General features: G+C 47.2%; 12 protein-coding genes. All 12 read left to right on the forward strand.

What is annotated here, in order from left to right:
- Positions 1 to 440 precede the first annotated feature (440 nt).
- The 12 genes from pflB to metG all read left to right on the forward strand — a co-directional run bounded on the left by pflB (position 441) and on the right by metG (position 17,718).
- Positions 441 to 2,699, forward strand: a complete 2,259-nt coding sequence (gene pflB, locus MH144_RS13020; RefSeq protein WP_239300388.1) for a formate C-acetyltransferase — start codon at positions 441 to 443, stop codon at positions 2,697 to 2,699.
- Positions 2,700 to 2,771: 72 nt separating this feature from the next.
- Positions 2,772 to 3,524: a pyruvate formate-lyase-activating protein gene (pflA, locus tag MH144_RS13025; RefSeq protein WP_239300689.1), complete on the forward strand. Its 753-nt coding sequence runs from the start codon at positions 2,772 to 2,774 to the stop codon at positions 3,522 to 3,524.
- A gap of 248 nt (positions 3,525 to 3,772) precedes the next feature.
- Positions 3,773 to 5,137 carry an ABC transporter substrate-binding protein gene (locus tag MH144_RS13030; protein ID WP_239300389.1) on the forward strand — a complete coding sequence of 455 codons (1,365 nt, stop codon included), beginning with the start codon at positions 3,773 to 3,775 and terminating at the stop codon, positions 5,135 to 5,137.
- A 50-nt stretch (positions 5,138 to 5,187) separates the two neighbouring features.
- Positions 5,188 to 6,072, forward strand: a complete 885-nt coding sequence (locus MH144_RS13035; RefSeq protein WP_239300390.1) for a carbohydrate ABC transporter permease — start codon at positions 5,188 to 5,190, stop codon at positions 6,070 to 6,072.
- Positions 6,072 to 6,902 carry a carbohydrate ABC transporter permease gene (locus tag MH144_RS13040; RefSeq protein WP_095290376.1) on the forward strand — a complete coding sequence of 277 codons (831 nt, stop codon included), beginning with the start codon at positions 6,072 to 6,074 and terminating at the stop codon, positions 6,900 to 6,902. The genes MH144_RS13035 and MH144_RS13040 overlap by 1 nt, the downstream gene beginning before the upstream one ends.
- Before the next feature lie 30 nt (positions 6,903 to 6,932).
- On the forward strand, positions 6,933 to 8,768 hold the full coding sequence (locus MH144_RS13045; RefSeq protein WP_239300391.1) for a cache domain-containing sensor histidine kinase: 1,836 nt from the start codon (positions 6,933 to 6,935) through the stop codon (positions 8,766 to 8,768).
- Positions 8,769 to 10,016 (forward strand): response regulator, encoded by a 1,248-nt coding sequence (locus MH144_RS13050; RefSeq protein ID WP_239300392.1) that lies wholly within the window; start codon positions 8,769 to 8,771, stop codon positions 10,014 to 10,016.
- Positions 10,013 to 11,635: a beta-N-acetylhexosaminidase gene (nagZ, locus tag MH144_RS13055; RefSeq protein ID WP_239300393.1), complete on the forward strand. Its 1,623-nt coding sequence runs from the start codon at positions 10,013 to 10,015 to the stop codon at positions 11,633 to 11,635. The genes MH144_RS13050 and nagZ overlap by 4 nt, the downstream gene beginning before the upstream one ends.
- Positions 11,636 to 11,898: 263 nt before the next feature.
- Positions 11,899 to 14,151, forward strand: a complete 2,253-nt coding sequence (locus MH144_RS13060; RefSeq protein ID WP_239300394.1) for a stalk domain-containing protein — start codon at positions 11,899 to 11,901, stop codon at positions 14,149 to 14,151.
- Between the two features lie 382 nt (positions 14,152 to 14,533).
- On the forward strand, positions 14,534 to 14,998 hold the full coding sequence (locus MH144_RS13065; RefSeq protein WP_239300395.1) for a Fur family transcriptional regulator: 465 nt from the start codon (positions 14,534 to 14,536) through the stop codon (positions 14,996 to 14,998).
- A gap of 2 nt (positions 14,999 to 15,000) precedes the next feature.
- Positions 15,001 to 15,258, forward strand: coding sequence for a membrane protein insertion efficiency factor YidD (gene yidD, locus MH144_RS13070; protein ID WP_239300396.1), 258 nt, complete (start codon positions 15,001 to 15,003; stop codon positions 15,256 to 15,258).
- Between the two features lie 435 nt (positions 15,259 to 15,693).
- Positions 15,694 to 17,718, forward strand: coding sequence for a methionine--tRNA ligase (metG, locus tag MH144_RS13075; protein WP_239300398.1), 2,025 nt, complete (start codon positions 15,694 to 15,696; stop codon positions 17,716 to 17,718).
- Positions 17,719 to 17,803 lie beyond the last annotated feature (85 nt).

Here is a 17,803-nt window from a genome sequence, read left to right on the forward strand (position 1 = left end):
CTTTGGGGATCCGTTGAAGTTAACATTTTACACAACAACGGAGGGGAAGAAATAACCTGTAAAAGCGAAGCGTTCGCGTTTATCTCCGGATTTTTCCCTTTGAAAAGGGAACGAAAAAATATGGGGATAACAGCGATTGGAAGGTTGTTCTGCCACGCAGTGATCCGGTGTAAACTTTTACCTTCACCATGATCCAGCAATGGTGGAGTGAGGAAGTTCACTGACTTTGTGATAAAAATCACAGATGAAGAAACTCGCAAGACGTATACTGAAAATGTAAGAAAAACATCCATCCCGCGGTTCCGGTTCCCATGTAGAGAGAACGTGTTCCGGCTGATATGTGAAAAAGTTCACATTAATCGCGGCTCTGGGCACAGATGAGACGATTTTGCTTGCACCCTGTCATGTGTCCGGAAATCCAAATTTGTGGAGGGATTACTATGTCGGTGATCGAAAAAGACGTAAAACAACAAACAGGCTGGAGAAACTTTACGAAAGGCACATGGACCAAATCCGTGGATGTGAATGATTTTCTGGCACACAACCTGTCTCCATATTACGGAGATGAAGCATTTCTCGCAGGGGCAACACAGAACACCAAAGACCTGTGGGACATCGTATCTGATCTGACCAAAAAAGAACGGGATAACGGCGGCGTACTGGATGTGGACGTAAACACTCCGGGAACGATCGTGTCTCACCAACCAGGATATCTGGATCAATCCAAAGAACAGATCGTCGGTGTGCAAACCGATGCTCCATTCAAACGTTCCATTCAGCCAACTGGCGGAATTCGCATGATGATTGATGCATGTCAAGCTTACGGCTTCGAAATGCCTCAAGAAGTCATTGATATATTTACTAATATTCGCAAAACACATAATCAGGGTGTATTCGATGCGTATACATCCGAGATGCGTGCAGCACGTAAAGCAGGTATCATTACGGGTCTGCCTGATGCTTATGGTCGCGGCCGGATCATCGGCGATTACCGCCGGGTTGCTCTGTACGGGGTGGACTTCCTGATCCGCGCCAAAAAAGGAGAATTGAACGCACTTGAAGTGGATGTCATTGATGAAGATGTCATCCGTCTGCGTGAAGAATTATCCGAACAGATCCGGGCTCTGCAGGAATTGAAGCAATTGGGCGAAATGCACGGCTTCGATATTTCCCTGCCGGCTACAACAGCGAAAGAAGCGTTCCAGTGGCTGTACTTCGGCTACCTTGCTGCCATCAAAGAGCAAAACGGTGCTGCGATGTCCCTTGGACGTGTATCTTCATTCCTGGATATCTACATTGAACGTGATCTGCAGGAAGGCATCCTGAATGAAGAACAGGCTCAGGAACTGGTTGACCATTTCGTCATGAAACTGCGGATCGTCAAATTCCTGCGTACACCGGACTATAACGAGCTCTTCAGCGGTGACCCGACGTGGGTAACCGAGTCCATCGGCGGGATGTCCGTGAACGGGGAAACACGCGTAACGAAAAACAGCTTCCGTTTCCTGCACACGCTGCACAATCTGGGACCTGCACCGGAACCAAACCTGACCGTTCTCTGGTCTACCAAACTTCCGGAGGCATTCAAAGAGTATTGCAGCAAAGTGTCCATAGAAACCAGCTCCATCCAATATGAGAATGATGATCTGATGCGTCCAATCTACGGAGACGATTACGGTATTGCCTGCTGTGTATCTGCCATGAAGATTGGTAAACAAATGCAGTTCTTCGGCGCTCGTGCCAATCTGGCGAAAGCTCTGCTGTATGCGATCAATGGGGGACGTGATGAGAAATCCGGAGCACAGGTCGGACCGGAGTATCCCGCAATCACAGGTGAAGTGCTGGACTACAATGAGGTTATGAAACGGTTCAAACCGATGATGGAATGGCTGGCTAAACTGTACATGAACACTCTTAACGTAATCCACTACATGCATGACAAATACAGTTATGAACGGATCGAGATGGCTCTGCATGACCGCGATATCGTACGTACCATGGCCTGTGGTATTGCCGGTCTGTCCGTTGCAGCCGACTCCTTGAGTGCCATTAAATATGCAAAAGTTAAACCGATTCGTAACGAGCAAGGAATCGCCGTTGATTTTGAAATTGAAGGAGACTTCCCTTGTTACGGTAACAATGAAGACAGCGTCGACAGCATCGCGGTTGAACTCGTGGAGAGCTTCATGGGCATGATCCGCAAACATAAAGCGTACCGCAATGCCGTTCCAACCCAGTCTGTATTGACTATCACATCCAATGTGGTGTACGGCAAAAAAACCGGCACAACGCCGGATGGACGTAAAGCAGGTGAACCGTTTGCTCCAGGTGCCAACCCGATGCATGGACGTGACAAAAAAGGCGCACTGGCATCTCTGGGTTCTGTAGCTAAATTGCCTTACGAACACAGCCTGGACGGTATCTCCAACACATTCTCGATTGTGCCTAAAGCGCTTGGTAAAGAGTCCGATACCCGCAAATCTAATCTGGTTGCCATGATGGACGGTTATTTCGGTCAAGGTGCTCACCATCTGAACGTGAACGTGTTCGATCGTCAGCAGTTGATTGACGCCATGGAGCATCCGGAAAACTATCCACAATTGACCGTACGGGTATCCGGTTATGCCGTAAACTTCATCAAATTGACGCGTGAGCAGCAGCTGGATGTCATTAACCGGACCTTCCACGGTTCGATGTAAAAACAGGGCAAGCAGGAGTAGATCACCATCATAAACGCACAGCGGATGCGGATACAGAAAGGAAGAGGCAGCATGGTTAACGGACATATTCATTCACTCGAAACTTTCGGGACGGTTGACGGCCCAGGCATCCGCTTCGTGCTTTTTATGCAGGGATGTCACCTGAAATGCCAATATTGCCATAACCCGGATACATGGGCACTTGATGGAGGCCGGGATATGAGCGTGGAGGAAGTTCTCGCAGAGATTGAGCCATACTTGACCTATTATCGCAGTTCGGGTGGCGGACTTACGGTATCGGGAGGCGAACCGACGCTGCAGGCTCATTTCGTAGGCCAGGTTTTCAAAGAAGTAAAGCGGCGCTGGGGACTGCACACCACCCTGGACAGCAACGGCTATAATGAACCTGATCGTATTCTTGACTTATTGGATCATACGGATCTGGTTATGCTGGATCTGAAACACATCGATGATGAAAAGCATATCAAGCTTACGGGGAAATCCAATGAGAGAACACTTCGGATGGCCCGCTGGTTATCGGATCATGGCCGGAAAATGTGGATCCGGCACGTATACGTGCCAGGCATTCATGACGATGAACAAGATCTGCTTAACCTGGGGCGTTATATAGGAACATTGAATGGTGTGGAGAAGTTTGAGATTTTACCCTATCACCAGATGGGCATATATAAATGGCAAGCACTCGGAAAAGTATATCCGCTGGACGGCGTTCCGTCTCCTACCGAAGAGGAAGTGGAACGGGCTTATCGTTTGATTGAACAGGGGCGGAAAGAAACGACAGACACACTTTCTCGGGCAAAATGATCCATATCCATGGGTCCGATAGAAAATGAACATTCCTTAAAAATGGACCCACTCTTTAAACAGTCTTTGCGACAGACGTCGCAAGGGCTGTTTTTTGTTGCATTTTACATGAGGATTACGAAAAGGCTTGTTCAGTGAAGGATTTTATCCCCTTATTGATGAATTGTCATCCTTACGATGGTAGCTCCGGCTTTTTATAATCAGAGTGTAAAACCAAATGCGCAATATGCCGAGGAGGGTCAACGACGATGAAAAAAAGAATGATAATGCTGCTCTCACTGCTGCTTGTAACGTCCTGGACGCTGGCTGCATGTTCGGGCTCAGGGAACGAAAATCCGCAGGGAGCCACAGGCTCCGAACCGGAGACGAGCAAGGAACCGGTGGAAATGCTCCTTCGTCATACCCAAGTAGGGGCGGATAAACAAAAACGTCTGGCCATTCTGCAGGACGTCGTCGACAAAGTGGAAAGTGAGGTGCCTAATCTGACCTTTACGCTGGACGGAGTTGAATCGGATGTGAACCGGAAGGAAAAGCTTCGCGGAGAGATGGCGGCCGGCAATCCACCGGATATTTTCGAACTGTTCGGCAGTCCGGATTCCAAAGTGTATGCCAAGGAAGGCATGCTGCTGGATCTCACACCGATTTTGCAAGAGCTGGGCATCCAGGATCAGTTTACATCTCTTGAACCGTTCACGTATGAAGGCAAAGTATATGGACTGCCGATAGGTGGTTCAGGCGAAGGTTTTTTCTACAACAAAGAATATTTTGCACAAAAGGGCTGGAAAGCACCAAAGACCATGGCTGAACTTGATAACATGCTGGCCGAGATCAAAGCGGATGGGAAAGTGCCTCTCGCCTCTGCTTCCAAGGCGGGCTGGGTCCCGCTGATGTTAACGAACCATCTGTGGTCCCGTTATGCCGGGCCTGAGATTACTGCGAAGTTTGCAACAGGTGAAGCCAAGTGGACCGATCCGGGTGTGATTCAAGGTTTTGCGAAACATAAGGAATGGGTCGATAAGGGGTATTTCAAAAAAGGCGAGCTCGGCTTCGAATACGCAGAGTATACGACTCAATTTACGAGTGGTGAAGCGGTATTAATGTATGACGGAACATGGAAATCATCTGTGTTCAAGGAAGGTCAGAGCGGGGAATCGCTGATCGGCAAAGTTGGATTCTTCAATATGCCGCCGGTAGAGAATGGCGTGGGAGATCAGACTTCCCTCATGCGTGACGTCAATAATGGATATGGCTTCTCGGCATCTGTAGCGGAAGATCCTCAGAAGCTGGAGGCAGTAAAAGCATTCATCAAAAACTTCTACAATGAAGATATGCAGGTGCGTGGGCTTGTGGAAGATGGAGTCCTTCCTGCCATGAAGCTGGATGAGAAGGTATTAACGGACAGCATTACCGACGAGCTGATGAAGGAAATCGTTGCTGTCCTGAATGCATCCCAGACGTCATTCCCAGCCTTTGATGCGCTGGTACAGGCGGATGTAACCACCGAGATCAGCAATCTGCAGATTCAAAAACTAATTGGCGGACAGACCACACCAGAGAAGATGGCGGAGGAGCTGCAGCAAGTTCAGGAGGAAGCCAACGCTTCTGTGGAATAATGAATCAACTCTACCAAAGCTGCAACTGAAGTTACTGAAGGAGGCTGAATATGAATACTTCACTCCGCAGCCCACTCATTTACACGCTGTTTGTATTACCGGCTTTGATTTTGTTTGTCATGTTTTTCCTGTATCCGATTGGCAGCTCGCTGTATTATAGCTTGACCAGCTGGAATGGCGTTTCGACAGACCCACGATTTGTGGGTTTGTCGAACTACGCCAAGGCTTTAACCGATGAACGATTTTGGATATCCACACGGAATAATGGCTTTTTTATCGGATTTTCCGTATTAATTCAGGTTCCGCTGATTGTATTATTCTCATTGCTGATTGCCAATGTCAAACGATTAAAGGGAGTATACAAAACGGCTGTTTTTTTACCTTCCATTATGTCGACGGCGGTCATCGGTATTTTGTGGGGATTTATCTATGAGCCCAATATCGGACTGCTGAATCAGCTGCTGAATACATTCGGCATTCCACCAGTATATTGGCTGTCAGACAATCGTTTTGCGATGCTGTCCATTCTTGTGACCAATGCCTGGCAGTGGACCGGATTTTATATTGTCATGGTGCTGGCGGCTATTCTCGCCATTCCCCGTGACCTGGAGGAAGCAGCAGCCATCGATGGTGCGACGGCAGTGCAGCGGGCCACCCGAATCACGCTGCCTCTCATTAGGCCCATTATTTCGGTTGTCATCATGCTGTCCATTGCCGGAGCGATGAAGGCAGCAGATATCGTGCTTGTAATGACCAAAGGCGGACCGGCCGGCTCCACCGAGGTACTTGCTACGTATATGATCAAATATGCGATTACCAATTTTAAATATGGGTACGGCAATACGGTAGCGGTTCTGATCTTTGCTCTGACACTTGTGCTGACGGCTGTGTACCAACTGCTCGTGGCAAGGCACAACGAAAGGGTGGAGTATTGATGGCAAAGAATATACGAGCCAGTATTCCTCATGTGTTGTTGATGTTATATTTGATCGCTATTTTATTTCCCTTTTTATTCGTTATCTTCTCTTCATTCAAACAGGATAACAATGAGATTGCTCTTCATCCGTTTGGTTTGCCAACGAACTGGGTGTTCAGCAATTACGTGGAAGCCTGGGTCAACGCCAAGATCGGTACGTATTTCTGGAACAGCATGTACATTTCGGTGCTCTCTTCGGCAGGTACCATTATACTGGGCGCCATGTTTGCTTTTGCTGTAACCCGGATGAGACACCGCAAGTGGAGCCTGTTTCTCTACAGTCTCATTCTGGCTGGCATGCTCATTCCGAATAACGCACTGATGCTGCCCATTTATTTGCTCGTCCGCAAGCTGGGCATATTGGATACCCATCTGGCTCTGATTGTTCCCTATGTAGCGAATGCGATTCCTTTTACGATTATCATACTGGCTGCTTTTATGAGATCACTCCCCGGAGAGATAGAGGAAGCAGCGGTAATGGATGGCTTGAGGGCCCCAGGGATCTTTGCTAAAATAGTGATACCTCTTACGGTTCCAGCCATCGTTACGGTATTTATCGTGAATTTCCTCGGCAACTGGAACGAATTTTTGCTCGCCAATTATTTCCTATCTACAGATAAGCTGCGTACCCTGCCTGTAGGCATGGTCCAGTTTCGTGATCAGTACCAGATGAACTATGCCCAGATGTCCGCAGGAATTGTATATAGTGTTGTACCTGTCATTGTTATTTACGCCATACTGCAGGAGAAAATTATTGAAGGTGTGACCGCAGGCGGTGTCAAGGGTTGATGGTCTACGCGGTTATTGGGGAGAACGGATATGAACTTGCGCATGAAGCTGGCCTTGGCATTTCTGCTGTTAATCATTGTACCGATGTGTGCACTGGGTATCGGGATGTTTCTGGTTACCTCACATACGATTGAGAAGAAATACAACCAACAGGCCGAATATGCCCTCCAGGCCATTAGTTACAATATCGAGAATGTTTTTCAGCAGATAAACAATGTCACGGATAACGGGATCGCCACGTCGGTATTTCAAATGGCCCTCAACGCCAAAGACCCGACCAAGCAGGATCTCGGGACCGGTAATCAATTATCGCTCAATGCCAGCCAGCGCAATTTCCGATCTCTTCTATATAACTATCCGTTCATTAGCTATGCATTCTTATATGATCTGCGTTCGTCCGAGAACAATCAGATCGTCTCCATATTCACGAAAGAAAATTTTGAAGCGCTTCCTTTTCAGGAATTCAAGGTACATCCTTTATTTCAGGAAATCCATCAGCTTAATGGTGTGCCCAAATGGCTTGCCCCGCTTGAGTATCCCGAACTTACCGGCAACGATCCTGTCTTTACGCAGATCAGGCTGGTCAAGGAACTCAGTTATTTTCAAAATATCGGGATTCTGGTGGTACAAATCAAAAAGGGGGAGATCGACCGCATCTTCCGACATTTGCAGATCAGCGATTCTGCACAAAACACGTCCTTTTTATTAATTAATGAAGAAGGTTTGGTAGTCTATGACCCATCCGGGCAGTACAGCGGGGAGAAGATGGATAACCTCGGTGTCAATGCCGCCAGTTATGGACCTGGCTTCAGCAGCATCCGAACGGTATTCGACGGCACGGAGAGTATCCTGTCCCAGTATCATCTGAAAAACTACGGTTGGAGTTTAATCAGTGTAACATCGTGGGAAGCGTTGTCTGCTGAAACGAATGTGTTTGCAGGCTGGTCCGTGATTATTATTCTGGTGTGTCTTCTTGCTGCGATGGTCTTCAACCTGTTTTTCATGAATCGTATTACCGGCAATATTGCGGTGCTGGTCCGCTTCATGCGGCGAGTCGAGGATGGGGACTTCAACGCGCGGGTAGAGGGAAAAGGATTCGATGAGATGCAGCTTCTTGCCCATGGGTTCAATGAACTGCTGGACAGGATTGGTAGCCTGTTTCGCCGTGTGCGGGCAGAGCAGCAGCAAAAGGCCAAGGCTGAACTTCGTGTGCTGCAGGCTCAGATCAAACCACACTTCTTGTTCAATACATTGGAATCCATCAACGGGCTGGCCATGCGAGGAGAGGGACGGAAAGTCAGCGAAATGGTAAACCGTCTTGGCAATATTCTTCGGATCAGTATTCAGGATCAGGAGGAAATACCACTGGGCGAGGAAGTAAGGCATCTCCAGAGTTATCTTGAAATTCAGCAATACAGATTCAGTGAATTATTTACGTACGAAGTGGATATCCCTACTCATTTATATGCATCCTCCGTACTTAAACTGACCTTGCAGCCGTTAGTAGAAAATAGCATCCAGCATGGCTTCGAGGGTATTGAGTACAAGGGAGTACTTCGAATCAGTGCATTTGAGCTGCACCATAATCTGATACTGCAAGTAGAGGATAACGGGCTTGGCATTCCCCAGGAAATAATGAGTAGATTCGAGTACATGGCAGAGGATCCTCCGGAACATTCGCATGCAAAAGAAGGGGAGCAGTCCCTATCTTCGATGGCTGAACGCCGGGGACTTGGCTTACGAAGTGTGGCAGATCGGATACGAATTCGATATGGGGCGGGATATGGCATATTCATATGTTCTGCTCCAGGCCATGGGACAGTGATTCAATGCATAATTCCACGATATGAGCAGGGGGATGCCTAGATGAATCTGACGGCAATGATTGTTGATGATGAACTGCCGATTTTGGAAAATTTGAGACTGATCCTGCCTTGGGAGGACATGGGGATTGAAATTACGGGCACGGCGAGAAGTGGAATAGAAGCGCTGGATAAGGTGGCTGATTGCCATCCCGACATTATGCTGTGCGATATTCGCATGCCTACCATGGATGGTTTGGAACTTATTCGAATCCTGCGTGAGCGGGGTGAGTCATGTGAAATTATTTTACTGACCGGATATCAGCAGTTCGAATATGCCCGAACAGCCATCCGTTACAATGTACATGAATACATATGCAAACCTATTGATTACTCGGATCTGGAGAACAAATTACGTGAGTTAACTGAACAAATTATTCAGAAGCGATTAACAAGTGAGTCTGAACGTCATCGCAGTATAGAGATGGAAAACTGGATCAGACATAAACATGTGACCGAATTGCTGCGGGGTGAAAAGGAAAATCTGGCATGCCCGGTACAATCTTCGGAAACGTTGCCCTCTGCTGATCGCTATGTCCTGATTCTTGTGGATGCAGAAGGTTATTTCCGCCATTCCATGGGCTGGACAGCTGACCAGCATCAGCAGTGGCATGATGAAATTCATACCATTCTTAAAGGTCTAACAGAAGTAATAGAAGGAAGCATGATAACTAACGTCCGCAAGGGGGAATGGGGGATCCTGCTCAAGGCTTCACATGGATGGGAGACCACAGCAGATCAATTAGCTCAGTGTATCCAAAAGAGGCTTAATGCCATCTTTGCTGCAGACTCAGCAATGAAGGTGAAGATTATTCTGGATGATACGCCCGTATGTTTGGACCACCAGATCACTGAGCGATACCGACACTGTCAGAAACAAAGCGCGTCGCGTCCTTCGGTTTCTGAATGGATCAAGTCTGCATGTGAGTATATGGATACACATCTGGATCATGATCTTGGCATAGATGAGGTAGCGGATTGGCTGGGAATCAGTTCAAGTTATTTTTGTCAGCTGTTCAAAAGCCATGTCGGGGTTACGTTTGTTGAATATATGACTCATAAACGGATGGAAACTGCAGCACTATTATTGAGTACAACGGAATGGAGCATTACGTCGATTGGGGAAGCCACGGGTTATAAAGAGCGGCGTTATTTCTCCAAAGTATTTCATAAACATTTTCAGATGAAGCCGTCGGAATACAGGCAAAGCCATAGAATAGCCACTTCATTGGAGGAGGAAATGCAGACATGAACTCATGGGGACATTTCACACTGGAGCAAAAGGTGGGTCAGTTGTTTATGTGCGGTTTTCATGGACAGCAAGTGGATGAACAGATCACCCGGTTAATACAGGACTACCATGTTGGGGGTGTTATTTACTTCAGGCGAAACGTGAAAAGTGTGGAACAATTGACCCGTTTGTCTGCCGAGCTGCAGAGTTTGGCCGCAAAAAACAGTGAGCTGCCGCTTATGATCTCGGTAGATCAGGAAGGCGGTATGGTTGCGAGAATTGATAAAGACGGGGTCACCAGAGTACCGGGAAGCATGGCTCTTGGCGCAACGGGTAATCCGGACTACACGTATCAATGTGCACGGATTCTTGGGGCTGAGCTGAAGGGGATTGGGATTGATATGAACCTTGCGCCAGTTGTTGACGTGAACAATAACGTTCTTAATCCAGTGATAGGCGTGCGATCCTATGGGGAAAATGCGGAGACCGTTGCCGCCCATGGTGCGGCAGCCGTTGCAGGATATCAGTCCAGTGGCATAGCTGCAACTGCGAAGCATTTTCCGGGGCATGGAGATACCGCCGTAGATTCACATCTTGGCATGGTAACGGTTCCGCATGAATGGGAAAGGCTGGAGCAGGTGGAACTGCGGCCTTTTCGCCGGGCCATTGAGGCAGGTGTGGATGCCATCATGACCGCACATGTGATTTTCCCGGCAATTGAACCTGAGCCTATTCCCGCAACATTATCCCGTCATGTATTACATGGATTGCTGCGCGAACAAATGGAGTTCAAAGGAATTATCATTACAGATTGCCTGGAGATGCACGCAATCTCCAAACCATATGGGGTTGCGAATGCGGCTGTTCGTGCAGTTAAGGCAGGAGCAGATTTGATTCTGGTCAGTCATACCCTTGAGGAGCAGATTGCAGCTATAGATGCCGTGGTAGAAGCGGTCCGCCATGGAGACATTGACGAGCAGATCATTGACCTGGCGCTGGGGCGTGTCGTGGATTGGAAGCAAAGACGCTGCGGTAATCAATCAAGTGATCAATCGAGTGAACAATCAAGTGAACAATCAAGTGAACATTTAAGTATGCCATGTTCGTTTTCATCCGTTCCGGAGAATGTACTGTTAGATGAAATTGCATGCAAGAGCATTACCGTAGTGCATAATGACGGGTTGCTGCCATTAAAGCCCGAACAAAACGTGTTTGTTATATGGCCTGAGGTTGTACAGCGAACAGAGGTGGATGAACCTTGGTCCCATTCGGATTCACTCGGGATGGTGCTCGGGCAATACAAAAAGCATGTTCGTGAGCATAAAATAACAACACAGCCGTCATATGAAGAGGCAGAACGAATTACGAAAAGTGTGAAGGAGGGAGAACAAGTCATTGTATGCACGTACACCTCAGCCGGGGTTATTCCCAAAGGTCAGCGTTACTTGATTGAACGACTGAGTGAAAACCATTCATTAATTGTCGTAGCTTTACGTAATCCCTATGATCTGCTGGAAATTCCCAGACCGGGAGCTTACGTATGTACATACGAAAATACACCTGCCGTGGTACGTGCACTCTCCTTGATGATTACGGGTAAATTGAATCCGAGAGGAAGCTTGCCCGTCCGATTAAGTTAACTTTAAATTGATAAAGACTGCCTTACTATTATGTGGTGATCTTCATCCATATAATGGTAAGGTTTTTTGGTGAATACACCAATTGAATCTTTGAATGTTGATGAAATGATAACTAACTATTTTCATAGTGTTTTCTCTCTATTAAAACTTTACATTTCTAATCTATTATTTTTAGCAACTTTTCCCGGTGACAAGCGTCTAATAGTATGACTTTTTGAGGGGGATATTAATAAAATGGGAGCAGAAGGAGCCAAAGAAAAAGAATGAATTTGAAGAAGAAATTGTCTATACTTACCGCTTTAGCTGTTTTTCAAGCGTTTGCAGTCATTCCTGCGAATGCACAGGCAGCTGACCAGAGCGATTCGACACCAGTGAATACAGCCAAAGTTAAATCCGTTGAGGTTGTTAAGAAAGAACAAACCATAGCGGAATCCGAAGTGAAAGATCAATCAGGTACACAGACATCCGATAATGATACAACTGAGGAGACGAATCCTGAATCTACAGATTCATCTGGTACGGATGTTGCGCCGGTTGACCCTGCAGCTCCTACTGAATCTGAAGATGCAGAAGGTACAGAGGAAGATGTTCCAGCACCTACACCTGTAGAGGTTGAGCAGCCTTCCACTAGTGGTCAGTCCGGAACTGTCGGTGGAGACCTGACGCTGTACATGAACAGCAATAAAATGGTGCAAGATGGCAAGTCATATCTTGCCGGACAGCCGATGGCTGTCAAAAATGGTGTATCCTATGTAGCGATCCGCGCGCTGGTTGACCGAGTTGGCTATGATGTGAAGTACGACAACACGACCAAGGAAACGATCATTATTAGCGGGGAAGATGAGCTGCGTTTCAAGACCAACAGCAAAATCTATACCGTTAATGGTGAAGCAAGAACGATGAAGGGCGCTGCTTATCAACAAAAGAATACGTTTATGGTGCCGCTGACTTCGATTACGCAGGCACTCAACATTACTTATACAGTGAACCAATCCGCCAAAACGGTGGTATTGAAGCTGAGCACCAAACCGGTAGCCAGTTTCACGGTACCCAAAGAAGTTTTTGCCGGTGACAACGTAACATACACAACGAAATACAGTTCTCCCAAAGGACTGGACATTGTGGATGAGCGCTGGACTGGCCGTCAGGATTCGTTCGACCAACCAGGTACATATACGGTAACGTATGCTGTCCAGGATTCAAGTGGTCAATGGAGTGATCCGTACTCTCTAACAATCCAGGTTCAAAAACCGAATCTTCCTCCGGTAGCGATGTTCACTACAGACAAGGAAGAGTACAAAATGGGTGAAAAGATTACCTACATTGATCAAAGCACAGACGACGAAAATGCCATTGAGACAACGGAGTGGGATAACAACGCACTGGCATTCTTTGTCCCAGGACCGAAGACCATTACGATTACTGTTACAGACAAACACGGTCTGAGTGACAGCTATTCCAAAATCATTAATATCACGGGCGAAACGTTGTACACTCTTTCCGATTTCAATCAATTGTTCACACCGGTTGGTGGGAAGTTTACCTTCAATGGTGGAGAAGTTCCTGCCATGGAGAAAGTTCCATACACTTACTATGATGAGCAGAGCATTTTGATTCGCAGTAACAGTCCGGAAACTGTGAACAGCGAAGGGATTGTCTACAAGGAATCTTCGATTGGACAAACACGTTTTATGATTCACCACGTGAATAACACAGGCAAAAACGTAAAAATGTACGTTGTGGCTACCAACAACAATATGTATCCAGCAACATTGGAGCAGCAAAACATGGGCTTCGCGGGTCCGTCTCCGTTTGCTACCGTTGCTGGGAAACTGTCGATTGACCGTTGGTTCAAATCCATGCAGGAAGGCACTGGCAAATTGGACGTTGTCCTGCAGCCAGGAGAGAGCAAACTGGTCCTTACGGAACTCAGTGCTCTGCCGATGAAGAAGGGCCAAGTGATCTCCCTGTACTCCGATGTATTCAGCGATTACAGACTGGATTACAACATTATTATGATTGAAGAAAATAAAGATCCGATGGAAGTATGGTCTACGCTGCCTGTACTGGATCGTGACGGTGTTCACAACCGGGGAACATACCCGAACGCAACACGTGTCATCACGTATGATCAAGAAGTAGGCGCGACGCCTTCTCGTCTCCCACTTGGTGATAATGCAAGTGATCCAAACCTGGTTGGAACAGACCCAATGGCCTACACAGATGCTTCCAACGCCGGTAACTTTGGTGTGCTATACAAAATTACATTGAATAACGTAGCACCGCGTACGCTGATCTCGTTCAACCCTCGTGGTGGTAAATATTCCGGTGTGGCACTTGTTAATGGCCAGGTTGTGCAAATATCCGAGGGTAAATCCTTGAGTGCTCCTAACGAGCAAAGTGTACTCTACCGTACAGGCTCTTATGGTGAGAGTGTTACCATTCTGTTCTCAGCGGCCCCAGGAAGCAATCTTCCTGTCAATCTGTTGTTCACGCCGCTTCCAGCTGAGAAGTAATCTTGACCAGGCAACGAGGAACGGACGGTTTGGAGTGAAAGCTTATATCTTATATACCCGATCACCCCAAAAGTCGCCCGAAGAAATAATCTTCTGAACCGTCAGAGAAGGACTCCATGTGAATGGGGTCCTTTTTAATGAAACTCTTAATAAAACTGACAATGAACAGTGCGCTAGCCGGTTCGTTGACTCTAATCCAAATTTGAGGCATTATTAGAATTATAATAACAAGCATGGTATCAGCGTTGCATAATTGTAATTCCCATTCATTCCAATGGGTAGCATCTGGACGAATAAAACCATTGCAATCGAGCTTTTGCTGATTTGGATTTGCTCTTAGGATGTATGCATAATGCTTGTATGACAGGAGGTGCTTTAAGTCATGCTGTCGACAGAACAGATTATTAATACCATGTCCTCACAGGGACTTCGCATCACGGATCAGCGGAAGACACTGGCCCGGTTATTTGCCGAATCTCCTGGGTATCTTACACCCAAGGACGTCTATGAATATATGGGTAAGACTTACAGCGGACTGAGTTTTGACACGGTATACCGGAACTTGCGTGTAATGCAGGATTTGGGTGTGCTGGAGCAGGTCATTTTTGAAGACGGTGTAAAATTCAGAGCGCATTGCAGCGAAGATCACCATCACCATCATATGATCTGTCTGAAATGTCAGAAGACCTATCCGATCGTTTTTTGTCCGATGCAGCTGGCAGACGCTCCAGAACAGTTTCAGGTTGTGGACCATAAGTTTGAAGTGTTCGGATACTGCAAGGATTGTGCGGAACATGCTCCGGCGAAAGTGTCCACTGGTCATTCACACGCTCACGGGAAACACTAACCATGAAGTTATCCCGCAGAGTGGCACAGGCACCCATTCGGGTATACCGGAATTATATTTCTCCCTTGAAACCACCTACATGTCGCTTCTATCCGACTTGTTCGGCTTACGCGATGGAAGCAATTGAGGTCCATGGTGCATTCAAAGGTTCATTGCTGGCTGCCAAGCGTATTGCAAAATGCCATCCGTTTCATCCCGGAGGCGTTGATCTGGTTCCGCCAAAGGAAGAAAAAACGGTCATGGTACCTGATGAGGGATGAAGTTAGAGCCATTTAACGTCTCGGTGGACTGAAAAGGTAGCAACTGTGCAGCTGCCGACTTGACAAAGAGGGCAGCATTTCAGTATATTTTTCGTATAATGATTTCCAGTGAAGGGATAAGTACAGACACACCCCCAGTGCAGAGAGCCGGATGAGCTGAGAACCGGTCTGGGAGGAGGATGGAATATGGTCCCGGAGGAACCTCTTCCGAGCGTGCAGACGTGTATGTAGACGCTGTCGTAAGGCTGGGGCGTGATCCAGCGTTAATGGGCGGTCGAAGGACCGGCAGAGCCTGTGTTTTGCAAAAAGCACGGGGAATTTGGGTGGTAACACGTGAGATCTACTCTCGTCCCATAGGGGCGGGAGTTTTTTGTGTTCTTTTTTAGTCAAAGAACACGCAAGGTTGCATGACATATGAAGGAGGAGAAGTCTTTCATGACTGATCAAAAAACATTTTATCTGACGACGCCGATTTATTATCCAAGTGACAAATTGCATATTGGGCATGCGTACACAACAGTAGCTGGAGATGCAATGGCTCGTTACAAACGTCTGCGCGGTTATGCAGTGCGTTACCTGACAGGAACCGATGAGCACGGACAGAAAATTGAACGCAAGGCTCAGGAGAAGGGTCAGACACCACAAGCATTTGTAGACGATATCGTTGTAGGTATCAAGGAGCTGTGGAACAAGCTGGATATCTCCAATGACGACTTCATTCGTACAACGGAAGAACGCCACAAAACGGTTGTACAGGATATTTTCGATCGGTTGCTTAAACAGGGAGATATCTATAAAGGTGAGTACGAGGGCTGGTACAGTATTCCAGATGAGACCTACTACACGGAAACCCAATTGGTTGATGTGGAGAAGAACGAGAAGGGTGAAATCGTCGCTGCCAAGAGTCCGGATAGCGGACACCCGGTAGAGCTTGTCAAAGAAGAATCCTATTTCTTCCGCATGAGCAAATATGCAGATCGTTTGCTGAAATATTATGAAGAGAATCCTGGTTTTATTCAGCCGGAATCCCGCAAGAACGAGATGATCAACAACTTTATCAAGCCCGGTCTGGAAGATTTGGCTGTTTCCCGTACAACGTTTGAATGGGGCGTTAAAGTCAAAGGCGATCCAAAACACGTCGTATATGTCTGGATTGATGCATTGTCCAACTATATTACGGCTCTCGGCTACGGATCATCCGATTCATCACTGTATGACCAGTTCTGGCCTGCAGATGTTCATCTGGTAGGTAAGGAAATCGTTCGTTTCCATACCATCTACTGGCCAATCATGCTGATGGCGCTTGACCTGCCTTTGCCGAAAAAAGTATTTGCACATGGCTGGTTATTGATGAAAGACGGCAAAATGTCCAAATCGAAGGGCAATGTCGTTGATCCAGTGACCCTGATTGACCGTTACGGTCTGGATGCACTGCGTTATTATCTGCTGCGTGAAGTTCCATTCGGTTCGGATGGTACATTCACTCCAGAGAGCTTTGTAGAGCGCGTGAACTCGGATCTGGCCAATGATCTGGGGAACTTGCTTAACCGTACCGTTGCAATGGTGGATAAGTATTTTGAAGGCAAGGCACCTGCATTTACTTCGGGTGTAACGGAATTCGATGCTTCACTGGAAGAAGCTGGACTTGCAGCGGTGGACAAAGTGGAACAGGCGATGGAAAATCTGCAATTTTCCGTTGCGCTGACTGCAATCAGCCAATTTGTTAGCCGGAGTAACAAATATATTGATGAGACACAGCCTTGGGCTCTGGCACGCGATGAAGCTAAACGGGATGAACTCGCATCCGTTATGTCTCACCTGATCGAAAGTCTGCGTATTGCTTCTATCTTGCTGCAACCGTTCCTGACTCGTGCTCCGCATAAAATCTGGGAACAGCTCGGTATTCAGGAAGGGGAACTTACAGCTTGGGATACGTCTAAGCAGTGGGGTGTAATTCCAGCGGGTAATGCTCTGCAAAAGGGTGATCCAATCTTCCCTCGTCTCGACTCGGAGCAGGAGGTTGCGTATATTGCTGAAGCCATGACCGGAGGTAAAAAACCGCAAGCGGATGGTACACAAGTTAATGCTGGAGATTCTGCGCAAGCTTCCGAACCCGTGACTGCACCTGAGGGCAAGGAAGAAATCGGCATCGACGATTTTGCCAAAGTGGAACTGCGTGTAGCACAGGTTATCGCCTGTGAACCAGTCAAAAAAGCTGATAAGCTGCTGAAATTGCAGCTGGATCTCGGTTATGAGCAGCGTCAGGTCGTATCAGGGATCGCGAAGTTCTACTCCCCGGAAGAGATGGTTGGACGCAAAGTCATTTGTGTAACGAATCTCAAACCGGTGAAATTGCGCGGCGAGCTGTCCCAAGGTATGATTTTGGCGGCATCTCATGGAGATCAATTAACACTGGCTACGGTACCGGACAATATGCCTAATGGTGCACAAGTAAAATAAGTCAGCAAAGCATTTTGTCTGATGCAGGATAGAATAAAAAATGAAGGCGACCTGATTCAATCGGGTCGCTTTTTAGTTTTCCTCT

This window comes from Paenibacillus sp. ACRRY, assembly GCF_022346995.1.
GTDB lineage: Bacteria > Bacillota > Bacilli > Paenibacillales > Paenibacillaceae > Paenibacillus.